Below are 11,122 nucleotides of genomic sequence, written 5' to 3'. Positions count from 1 at the left end.
ATCATGTTTGTTGGTCTTATGAGGTTGAGTTGTTGCAGAGTAAAAAATAGTATAAATTTCTACTTTCCGAAGTACTGTGTTTTACAAAAACAGATTTTAAATTAAAAAGCAGTTAAATAAAAAATTTTGATAAAATGAAAAGCTAGGGTATTTATGAGGCTGTATCAGCCATGAAGTGTATCCATATCGTACCAGTATGTAATCCTAATCCATCTACATTGATGCTTGGTATATCAATTGCTATCTGTACCCAGACGAAATCAGATGCATTGTCGATGGTTCTGCCCATTACACCAATTCCATAGGCGTTGGTGTTGTTAAGGGAGTATCTAACATGCTGTGTTTCATCCCAAGGAGTATCTATACTATAGATGCTCCTATTTGATACGTTGCTGCACATATTGTTGGGGTTATTATCACCTGGTGCAAGTGTCCATGCAATCGTGGTTGAACCATTTACAATAGTTCCATTATCATACATTAATACGGTGGTCGGATCATTTAGTGTATCATTAGCATTAACAGTTCTATTACCATGTAACCAAATTTTCATGTATGTATAATTCACAGATGATACGTTTATGTACATTATGTTAACTGGTACCTGTTCTTCATTAACTATGCCAAAAGCAGCTGAATATATTTTGTTTGTACCAGCACTCCAGTTACCGAAAGTTAGTTTGAGAGCAGCTGTACCATTTGGTCCATCTACCCTCAATACTCTTCCACCAGTGGTGTTATCTGAACCAATAAACCTTATATTAGCATCAGAAGGATGAACTATGTTATATTCATAACCTATTTTTGTCACAGCGTATTGTGTTGCTAATGTCATGTTCAAAACTAGTAGTAAAACGCCTAGTATCATCATTTTTCTGTTGAGTTTCATTTCCTTTCACCTTCTTCTCTTCTGTTCACCTACCACGATAACTGATATCGTGATACTATATGACATGTATATTGTTCTCTATTGACGGTATATAAAGTTATTGCGTGAAAACGTCAAAATGAAAAAACGACTATAATACGCATACAGATAAAATCAACAAAAAATTCCCCTAGATTCTCCTAACGTATTATATTATTACATATGATAAATACCGGATTCCCTCACAATAGAAGGAATAATACTTTCCCAAAACAAAGCAGTTATATGCAAACCATGAACACCCCTAATCTTTTTAACCTGCTCAATCAACTCCAAAGAAATCTCATAACCCTCTCTCATCTGGTCCTTAGAGTCCTTGATCCTATTAAAAATATCATCAGGTAAATCAACACCAGGAACATGAAACTTCATACGCTCAGCCATCTTAAGGGATTTAAGAGGAGTAACACCAGCGAGGATGTGAACCTTTTTATCTAAACCCCTAGAACAAACCTCATCCATCCAAGAAACAAACCTATCTAAATTAAAAACACTCTGAGTCTGAACAAACTCAGCACCAGCAACAACTTTTTTCTCCAGATGATCAACCATTAATTCACAAGGATCAGAAAAAGGATTAGCTGCCGCACCAATAAAAAACTCTGGTTTACCAAAAGATACTTCATCACCACTCTGAAAAACACCTTTATCCCTCATATCCCTGATTATCTTGATAAGCTGCACAGAATCCAAATCATAAACACCCTTAGAACCAGGATGATTACCAAAACACTGATGATCACCAGTTACACAAAGGATATTCCTAATACCCATAGCATCAGCACCAAGAACATCACTCTGAAGAGCAATCCTATTCCTATCACGACAAGACATCTGCATAACAGGCTCCAAACCCATACCCAGAAGTATACAACAACCAGCCATACTAGACATCCTTACAACAGCAGTCTGATTATCAGTAACATTAAAAGCATCAGCACAACCACGGAGCATCTCACCCTTTTCCCTAATCCTAGCAGGATCACAACCCTTAGGTGGACCTATCTCCACTGTAACAGCAAAACCTCTTTCAGACAAAGCCTTTTCGAGGTTACTCCTATAACCCATCTTAAAGTCTCCTATCAATACAAACAGAGTTGGACCAATCCTTAGGTTCCACAATACACTTAAGTTTATGCAAACGTCCCTTTTCTTTCAGATGACTAAAAATTTCACTCCAAACACAATCCATATCCTTGTTAACCTCACATTTGCCATTTACAGACCCACCACATGGCCCGTTCAACATAGACTTAGGACAACGTGAAACAGGACAAAAATCCTCAAAGAAATCCAGCTCACAGACTCCACATGTTACACAACGCTTTTCAAACTCATTCACACGTTTTATCTCACCCAAAAACAAGGTATCAATACCAGCGATAACCTCCTTATCCAAAACCTCTGATACTGTTTGAACACCACTACCACAAGCAAGAACAAGCACCTTATCCGCAGCATCTAACTCTTTGATATGTTTTTTCAAAAGACGTTTATCATTATTTAAATTACAAGCAGGATCCAAAACCACCCAACCAACAATATTAACACCTTTCTTCTGCAGAACATCTTTCATAGCCAATACTTCTTTCTCTCCACCTGTATGGCAAACAGTTGCGCACTCACTACATCCAACAATAAAAACAGATTTATCATTAAGTCGATTAAGCAAATCTTTCAGCTCTTTCTGCTTAGTTATTATCATGAGATTAAATGATAATGGTTTATCATTTATAAATTATCCACATACACTGTGTTGTTAATGAAAATATCTATATAGGGACTTTTTCATAATGGAATAAACTGTTAGGAAAGGGATAGTAACAAGAATCTACCATCTGAAAAAAAATTGGTGATTGAGTTTATGTTAGATGATTTAGAACAGATATCAAAGATAGACAAATCAAACATGCTTGATGTTATTTATAAATTCCCTGAACAAATAAAAGAGACAATAGAAATTGTTAGCCATACAAACATCCCAATTTTCATCAAAATAGATAACATAATAATAAGTGGTATGGGAGGATCAGCTATATCAGGTGATATTGTACAACAACTTTTCAGAGATAAACTGGATGTACCTATTTTTGTAAACCGTGAATATGATATACCAAGATGGGCTAACAAGGATACACTTATGATATCTCAGAGTTACTCAGGCAACACAGAAGAGACACTGAGTGCTTTTAAACAAGCCTATCAGAAAAGATGTAAAATCATCGGTATCACATCTGGTGGAAAACTACAGGAATATTGTGAAAAAAGAGGGGTTCCAATTATAAAAATACCCGCTGGTTTTCAACCAAGAGCTGCAACCTCTTACATATTATTCTCGTCGCTACTGGCTTTTAAAAAAATTGGTCTTTTAAATGAAAGCATCGACTCAGAAATAGAAGAAACAATACAAACAATCGATGAACTCAGGAAAAACATTAATAAATCGGTTTCAGAGAAAGATAATATTTCAAAGCAGATAGCAAAAAATATTTTTAACACTATACCTCAAGTGTATGGTTGGGGTATTTATTCTCCTATAGCAGTAAGATGGTGTACTCAATTTAATGAAAACAGTAAAGTTATAGCTAGGTATGATATTGTTTCTGAGTGCAATCATAACGATATAGTTGGTTGGTCTATGAACCCTGAGGTATCAAAAAAATTCTCGTGTATATTGTTTAGGGATGAGGAAAACGAGTCTATTTATATTTCAAAGCGTCTTGATTTCATGAGGCATCTACTCGAAGGTTCTGCTTCTAAGGTTATCGAGGTAAAGGCACAGGGTAAAAAAAGGCTTGCAAAGATGATGTATACTATGGTTCTCGGTGATTTTGTTAGTTGTTATCTTGCTATTTTAAGGAATATTGATCCTACTCCTGTTGATGTCATAATTGAGTTAAAAAAGGCTTTAGCTGAGATATAGTCGTAAAGTAAGTTTTAATAATCTCCAATGTATTCTAACAGTATAATCCTAGTGTTAGATGTTTATTTTGTATGGGATGCATATGCTGCAAAAAAATGAAACAAACACGTTCATTAATAGCGAAAAAAGACTTGGTTCGGTTGATTTGGATGGTAGGTACCAAACCCTTTTTGAACAGGTTAATGCAGCGGTTTTTTTAACGACACTTGATGGTAAGGTTCTTGAGGCTAATCTTAAATCCTGTGAGCTTCTGGGTTATTCTTGGGATGAATTAATTCGTATGTCTCTCCAGGATATATTGCCTGTGTCTGTTGATTGGTCTCAGCTTGTTGAGGATATTTCTGCGAGAGGTGGTTATAATATTGAAACAGAGAATATACGCAAGGATGGTTCTTATGTTCCTGTTCAAATCAGTTTTTCTTTGTTTAGGATGAAAGGGAAACCTATAATGATGGCGTTGATTCAGGATATAACTGAGCGTAAAAAAGCCGAGAAAAAGTTAAAGGAAAGTGAACAAAAGTATAGGGGGCTTTTTGAGTATACAACAGATGGGTTGATGGTTTTGGATGCCCGTGGTGAAATACTTGATGTCAACAACCGGGTTTTACAGATATTTGGGTGTAAAAGAGAAGATATGGTTGGATCTAATTTTCTTAACCTTGGTTTGTTAACCCCGAAGTCTTTGTCTATAGTTGTTAAGCAATTTGAGGAGTTACTCTCAGGTAGAGTTGCTAAAACCCATGAGACAGAGATAAAAAACAAAGATGGTAATATATTGAATGTTGAGATAAGCTCTTTTTTCCTTCAGACAGAGTATGATGAGGTTGTTAATTTTGTTTTGATAATCAGGGATATTAGTGATAGGAAACAGGCTGAGATTAGACTTATGAAGGAGCATGAGCTTCTTCAGACTTTGATGGATAACATCCCTGATTCTGTTTATTTCAAGGATGCGCATAACAAGTTTGTTATGGTTAATAAATCCAAGGCTGCTTATTTAAATGCTAGGCCAGAGGATATGATTGGTAAAACAGATTTTGATTTTCTACCAGAGGATGAGGCGAGGAAGGTTTTTGAAGAAGATGAAGAGCTTATTAGAACAGGTAGGATGATTAATAAAATAGAGAAATTCAAAGGTTTATATGGTTCTGAAATATGGGTTTCTGTTACAAAAATCCCACGTTTTGATGAAGATGGTAATATAATTGGTATGATGGGAATTTCTAGGGATATTACTGATTTGAAGAAAGAGTCCTATCTAGAGCAAGCTATAGAACAAAAAATCATGGAACAAAAAAAACTTGAAAACGTGCAGAGAAAAGATCAAGTTCAATAAAGTTTTTATTGACTAGCAATTTTACTTTTTATTGGATATTGTTTGATTTGTTCTTGGTGTTTAGATGTCAAATAGGGAAGTCTGTCGAGCTATTCTGGATAAGTTAATTTCAGGTGAATTCGCTGATGACCAAGATCTAACTAGGGTGAAGCTTTGGGCGTGTCGCGAGTTTGGTTTGAAAAATTTTCCTCGTAACTCTGAGATCTTGGCGGTTGCTACAGACGATGAAAGAGAGGAGGTTCTTAGTTTACTCAGACTTAAACCTATTCGTTCTATTTCAGGTGTGTCTGTTATCACTGTTATGCCTAAGCCTTTTCCTTGTCCCAAGGATGATCCTTGTGTTTATTGTCCTGGTGGCCCATGTTTTGGTACACCTCAGAGTTACACTGGTAGTGAGCCTGCGGGTCGTAGAGCATTTGAGAACGATTTTGATCCTTATAAACAGGTTAAAAGTAGAATTGAACAGTTTAAGATAATGGGTCATGCTGTTGACAAAGTGGAGTTGATAATTTTTGGTGGCACTATAACCGCTTACCCAGTTGATTATCTTGAGTGGTTTGTTACTCAGTGTTTGAATGCGATGTCGGGTGCTGATGCTAAAACAATTGAACAGGCTCAAGTTGCTGCAGAGAATGCTTCTATTAGGAATAGTGATATAACTATTGAGACAAGACCTGATTGTTTTAAGGAGTCTCATGTTGATTTTATGCTTCGTCTTGGAGCAACACGTGTTGAGCTTGGTGTGCAATCTGTTTATGATGATGTTTATAAACTCGTTAACCGCGGTCATACTGTTAAGGATGTGGTTGAGGCTACAAGGATTGCTAAGGACTCTGGTTTCGCAGTGATTTATCATATGATGCCTGGTTTAATTGGTTCTAATTTTGACCGAGATCTGAAAGCTTTTGAAACGATTTTTTGTGATGATAGGTTTAAACCAGATGCCATCAAGATTTACCCAACGCTTGTAATGCCTGGCACAAAACTCTATAACATGTGGAAACAAGGTGATTACAAACCGTATTCATTAGATGAAATAATTGAACTTATTATTCAAATTAAAAAGCGGGTGCCAAGATGGGTTAGAATCCAGCGTATCCAGCGGGATATACCAGCTAACAAGATTGCTGAGGGAGTCAAACTTGGGGACTTGCGTTTACTTGTGCAGAAACAAATGAAGAAAAAAAAAGTTCATTGCAAGTGCATACGCTGTCGTGAGGTTGGGCACGTTCAATATAAATCTAAACGCATATCTAATAAAACTGATGTAAAACTTGTGGTTGATAGATACAAGGCTTCTGAGGGTGAGGAAATCTTTCTTTCATTTGAAGATGTTAAACAAGATGTCTTGATTGGGCTGCTCAGGCTTAGATATCCTTCTGAAAAAGCTCATAGACTGGAAGTAAAAAACAAACGATCTATGTTGGTACGTGAATTGCATGTGTATGGGCCTCTTGTTCAGGTTGGTTCAGATGCTGAAAAAAACGAATGGCAACATAGAGGTTGGGGTGAGCGTTTGATGCAAGAAGGCGAGAGGATTTCAAAGGAAGAGTTTAATGCAAATAAAATCATAGTGCTAGCAGGTATAGGAACAAGAAATTACTACAGGCGTTTGGGTTATGAGCGTGAAGGCCCCTATATGGTAAAAAATATTTGATTTGTATCTATTTTTACATGGGGAGGGAGATTTGAACCCCATTTTACCAGTAAAAAATTTGAGTTTTTGTAGTTTATTGATATGAAAGCGATTTAAAAACCTAAAAAACTGTGATTTTTACAAGTGTCATAGTTTTGGTATTTTATTTTTTTTGTATCTCCATAAAGAGATTATCATAAAGATTATAAAGAGTATTAGGCAGATAATTGTAACATATATCAATATAGGATCTGAACCAAAAAACAAACCTGTTGATGAGCTTATATCTTGTGTAGGTCCCTTTGTGATTATAGTGTGGGAAATTTGAGATGCTGTTATATTTTGCACGATATGTATTAAACCTATTATACCAAGAAATAAGGTAATAAAAGTGGTACTGAATAATATTACTATCTTTGTATTTTCAGGATGGATTAAGCTTTCTCCCTTCCACGATAGTTTATAGTACACCCATTTGTGTCCTTCCCTTTCAATTTTGTTTACAAAACCTGATTCAACAAGTTTTGACAAATGTTCGTGCAGTGTCATTTTGTGTAGTTTTGTGGCAGTTTCTATTTCATTTAAACTCAATTTTTTACCATCGAGAGTTCTAAGAATATCCAGCCGTACCTCAGAAGCGAGCGCTTTAAAGTCATTAAGGTTTAATGTGACTTTTGGCATATTCACACAATTATTATATTGTTTATAATTCTTTAAAAGTTATCTGTTTTTGTAAGGAAAAGTCCATACATTTTCCAACCCTATATATACCTTCTAAGATAAATCACTATTTTGTGATTAAAATGAAAATAAACAAAAATATGATGATAATGACGCTACTGATAATCGCCACAATCGTGATAGGTGCGGTAATAACTGGATGTGTTACGCTCTCATCCCAAGATGGCATTTTGGCTGGGTTTGAGGTTCATGAATGGGGCGTATTCTGTCAAGAATACAATTCTAATATTGTTAATGTAGTTACCAATCCCTTTGAAGGGCCGGTGTTTGTAAAGAAACCAGTTATTTACTTCCATTATGATGAAAATATTTCAAACGTAGTTATTGAGGTAAATTTCAATGGAGATATTCTTGTAACTATACCTGATGCGATTACTACCGATGGTGGTATCGGTTGGACTATCGACATTGTGAATAATTCAGTTGTGGCTCCAAATGGAACAGTTTACGATTATCTGTTCTATGAATGTCAAATCAATGTTTCACAGGGAATCATCGCATATGTTGTTGATGATGGTGTTAATGTTACATTCTATCTAAAGAATGTTGCCGATTATCGAATCTCTGATATTTTCTTTATCTATGGTTACTCAACCAACGTATCTATGTGGCAACGTGGCTTAACTTATGTATACATTGACACTTTAGAAAGTGGCGAAGAAACAAGTATGACGGTTCCATTAAACGATTACGCCTCTTATGAAACCAGTGGGATATTCAATTCTCTTATAGAAAGAGGTTTAACAGACAAAGAGGCAATGGACCTCATAGAATATTGGGAGCAAATGTGGTTTTATCCAACAAACCTAGGTAGCTATGCACAAATTTTGTATACTATGCCAAAAGAGATATATGATGATTTACTCCAAATTTCTATTAATCCTCAGCCAGAGATTATAGAAAGAGTTGGATTATTTTTTGTAACAGGTATACCAATAAACTCCACTCATTCTATAAAACAATAATTTTTCTTTCTTTTTTTATTTTGTTTTTTTTTTGTAAATGAAAATTGGTCTAAGTTTTTACTTGTTTTAACAACATTGCTAATAATTAGCGCGGGGAGGGAGATTTGAACTCCCGAGGTCAGAGACCAATGGATTAGCAATCCATCGCCGTGCCGGGCTGGGCCATCCCCGCAATTGATAAGGGAAATGAAACAGTTGATAAAAAGGTTATGTCATCTTTAGATATATTAAAATATTACTCGCTGTTTATATAAAAATTGTATGGAGGACTGGACAGAAAAATATCGACCAAAAACCTTAGATGAAGTAATTGGTAACGAGCGCGCTGTTATAGAACTTAGGAAATGGGCTAAATCCTGGGATAGCGGTACACCTAAAAAACGTGCTCTGATCTTATCTGGTAAACCTGGTACCGGTAAAACAAGTAGTGCAATTGCTCTTGCCAATGACTATAAATGGGCTTTGATAGAACTTAACGCATCTGATGCTAGGAACGCTACAAAAATTAAAAGAGTGGCAACCTATGGTGCAGTTAATGAAACATTTGATGATCACGGTCGTTTTATATCATCAAAAACTGGTGGTAGAAAACTCATTGTCCTTGACGAAGCAGACAATCTATATGAGAAGATAGAAACCTCAGATGAAACAGAGGATGATTACAGTGATAAGGGTGGCAAAAAAGCTATCGTTGATACAATAAAAATAACCAATCAACCCATAATACTAATAGTTAATGATTACTACAACCTGATAAAAGGTGGTGGTGAACCTTTAAAAAATATTTGTGAACAAGTAAAATTTTATGAGCCCACACCATCAGCAATTTTTAACTTGCTGAGGAAAATATGTACTACAGAGGGGGTATCAGTTGATTTGAAGGTTTTACAAACTATAGCTGATAGGTCAAAAGGCGATGTTAGATCCGCTATAAATGATCTTCAATCTATTTGTTTAGACAAAAAACAAATTGATATTCAATCTTTGAGTGTCCTCGGGTACCGGGATAGGGAGAAAATAATATTTGATGCATTGAGGGAAATATTCAAAACCAGAGATATAAAGGGTATCAGAGATTGTGTTTCAAACCTTGATGTAGATCCTGAGAACATTATACTATGGATAAATGAAAACTTACCTAGTGAGTACAGAGACTTTAATGACCTGGTTAAGGGTTACGAGGCTTTGTCCAAGGCTGATGTCTTTCTTGGTAGGACACGTAGGAAACAAAACTATGGTTTATGGTCATATGCGTGTGATATAATGCATGGTGGTGTAGCCCTAGCGAAAACACGTGACTATTATAGTGAAAGGTATAGTTTTCCATTGTGGTTAAAAGAGTTAAAAGATGGTAAGCCTGAGAGAGAAATAAGAGAATCGATTTCTAAAAAGATTAGTAAGTTATGTCACAACTCTAGTGGTAAAAGCAAAGATTTCCTATCAGCATATTTTGTGCACATGTTTGGGAATGATACTGAGTTTGCTGTTAAAATGAAACAAAAACTTGATTTAACCGAGAATGAAATAGAGTATCTGCTTGGCAAAAAATACTCGCATAAAATGAAGGATATATTACAATCATCTGAGACCCCAGCTAAAGTGAAACCCCTTGAGGAAGTCGTAACAGCTACAGATGAAGAAAAGGATGAGAGACAGCAGAGTCTATTTGATTTTTGATTTCATGTCCTCTATTTTTTTCATTGTTTCCACTGCTTGCTGTTTGTATTGCTCTCTGAGTTTGTGGTAGGTATCGTCAGATATTTCCTTTGCTCTATGTCTTTTCTCGATATCTTTCAATGTTTCCATTAGAAGAGTCTTTTTTGTATTCAGTAGTTCCTCTGATTCACCTGCTTCTTGTTTAACCTGAATGGTTTTTTGTTTTTTGTAAGAGTAGAAAATGGTTACAAACAAAATTAAAACAAGGGTTCCTATTATAACTGGATAGTACAAGTTTAGTTCAGCTTCTATGGTTCTAGTTAGTGTTATATCAAAAGAAGAGCCTGATACAAGTTTTTTACTGGAATATATCTCTTTTCCATCAAATTTAACAGACAGAGAACTTGTGTTGTAAACGATTGTTTTGCTGAGTTTAACGATATCTTTGTTTAAACTATAAGATACTTCTATTTCAAGCGGGGTATCCATTGTGATATTCAGAGGTATGATATCGCATCTGTATTCATTGCCATCTGATGTATAAACAACATTGTTTTTATTTATTAGAATATTAGTATTATTCGCACCATTTTGTAACCATAAAATTATTGCATCATAAATTTGGTTAGATTCTTCATCAATTATCTTTAGGGTCTCTGTAACTTGTAGCGAGTTATCCATAGTTGTTATAATAATATTATGGCTATCTGCTTTAATCTCTTCGCCGTTAACAAAAGAATTAGACAACATAAGCAAAACAAACATTATGCTTAACATCACACATACTGATAGTTTTTTCATGGTTCTCCCCTGAAAGCGAATATTTTACATCTGTTTATGTACTTTTCTAAATTAACGGTATTGGGACAAAATTGGAAAATCAATTTTTTAAAACAATAACATAGGCACGCTTGCCGATATACTTTTTTGGCGCATC

The 11,122-nt window shown here is 35.4% G+C and carries 10 protein-coding genes and 1 tRNA gene; 5 read left to right on the top strand and 6 right to left on the bottom strand.

What is annotated here, in order from left to right:
- Positions 1-151: 151 nt before the first annotated feature.
- The 3 genes from QHH19_04805 to QHH19_04795 all read right to left on the bottom strand — a co-directional run bounded on the left by QHH19_04805 (position 152) and on the right by QHH19_04795 (position 2,633).
- Complete coding sequence (locus QHH19_04805; protein MDH7517643.1) at positions 152-889, bottom strand: hypothetical protein; 738 nt, start codon at positions 887-889, stop codon at positions 152-154.
- A gap of 195 nt (positions 890-1,084) precedes the next feature.
- Positions 1,085-1,996 (bottom strand): methylenetetrahydrofolate reductase, encoded by a 912-nt coding sequence (locus tag QHH19_04800; protein ID MDH7517642.1) that lies wholly within the window; start codon positions 1,994-1,996, stop codon positions 1,085-1,087.
- Position 1,997: 1 nt separating this feature from the next.
- Positions 1,998-2,633 carry a methylenetetrahydrofolate reductase C-terminal domain-containing protein gene (locus tag QHH19_04795; GenBank protein ID MDH7517641.1) on the bottom strand — a complete coding sequence of 212 codons (636 nt, stop codon included), beginning with the start codon at positions 2,631-2,633 and terminating at the stop codon, positions 1,998-2,000.
- Positions 2,634-2,792: 159 nt separating this feature from the next.
- Between QHH19_04795 and QHH19_04790 the strand changes: the two genes are divergently transcribed.
- The 3 genes from QHH19_04790 (at position 2,793) to QHH19_04780 (ending at position 6,844) form a co-directional block, all read left to right on the top strand.
- On the top strand, positions 2,793-3,851 hold the full coding sequence (locus QHH19_04790; protein MDH7517640.1) for a bifunctional phosphoglucose/phosphomannose isomerase: 1,059 nt from the start codon (positions 2,793-2,795) through the stop codon (positions 3,849-3,851).
- Positions 3,852-3,933: 82 nt separating this feature from the next.
- Positions 3,934-5,187 carry a PAS domain-containing protein gene (locus QHH19_04785; GenBank protein ID MDH7517639.1) on the top strand — a complete coding sequence of 418 codons (1,254 nt, stop codon included), beginning with the start codon at positions 3,934-3,936 and terminating at the stop codon, positions 5,185-5,187.
- A gap of 64 nt (positions 5,188-5,251) precedes the next feature.
- Positions 5,252-6,844 carry a tRNA uridine(34) 5-carboxymethylaminomethyl modification radical SAM/GNAT enzyme Elp3 gene (locus QHH19_04780; protein MDH7517638.1) on the top strand — a complete coding sequence of 531 codons (1,593 nt, stop codon included), beginning with the start codon at positions 5,252-5,254 and terminating at the stop codon, positions 6,842-6,844.
- A gap of 126 nt (positions 6,845-6,970) precedes the next feature.
- Here the strand turns inward: QHH19_04780 and QHH19_04775 are convergent, their stop codons facing one another.
- Complete coding sequence (locus tag QHH19_04775) at positions 6,971-7,504, bottom strand: helix-turn-helix domain-containing protein (GenBank protein MDH7517637.1); 534 nt, start codon at positions 7,502-7,504, stop codon at positions 6,971-6,973.
- A gap of 140 nt (positions 7,505-7,644) precedes the next feature.
- Between QHH19_04775 and QHH19_04770 the strand changes: the two genes are divergently transcribed.
- Positions 7,645-8,529 carry a hypothetical protein gene (locus tag QHH19_04770; protein MDH7517636.1) on the top strand — a complete coding sequence of 295 codons (885 nt, stop codon included), beginning with the start codon at positions 7,645-7,647 and terminating at the stop codon, positions 8,527-8,529.
- An 89-nt stretch (positions 8,530-8,618) separates the two neighbouring features.
- Here the strand turns inward: QHH19_04770 and QHH19_04765 are convergent.
- A tRNA-Ser gene (locus QHH19_04765) sits at positions 8,619-8,701 on the bottom strand.
- A gap of 89 nt (positions 8,702-8,790) precedes the next feature.
- Between QHH19_04765 and QHH19_04760 the strand changes: the two genes are divergently transcribed.
- On the top strand, positions 8,791-10,206 hold the full coding sequence (locus tag QHH19_04760) for a replication factor C large subunit (GenBank protein MDH7517635.1): 1,416 nt from the start codon (positions 8,791-8,793) through the stop codon (positions 10,204-10,206).
- Here the strand turns inward: QHH19_04760 and QHH19_04755 are convergent.
- The gene (locus QHH19_04755; protein MDH7517634.1) at positions 10,192-10,986 is read right to left on the bottom strand and encodes a hypothetical protein; all 795 of its coding nucleotides are present in this window, start codon (positions 10,984-10,986) and stop codon (positions 10,192-10,194) included. The genes QHH19_04760 and QHH19_04755 overlap by 15 nt on opposite strands.
- Between the last annotated feature and the right edge of the window lie 136 nt (positions 10,987-11,122).

Source organism: Candidatus Thermoplasmatota archaeon (assembly GCA_029907305.1).
Lineage (GTDB): Archaea > Thermoplasmatota > E2 > DHVEG-1 > DHVEG-1 > JARYMC01.
The sequence above is the reverse complement of the archived record's forward strand: the minus strand, read 5'-3'. Positions and strand labels throughout refer to the sequence as shown.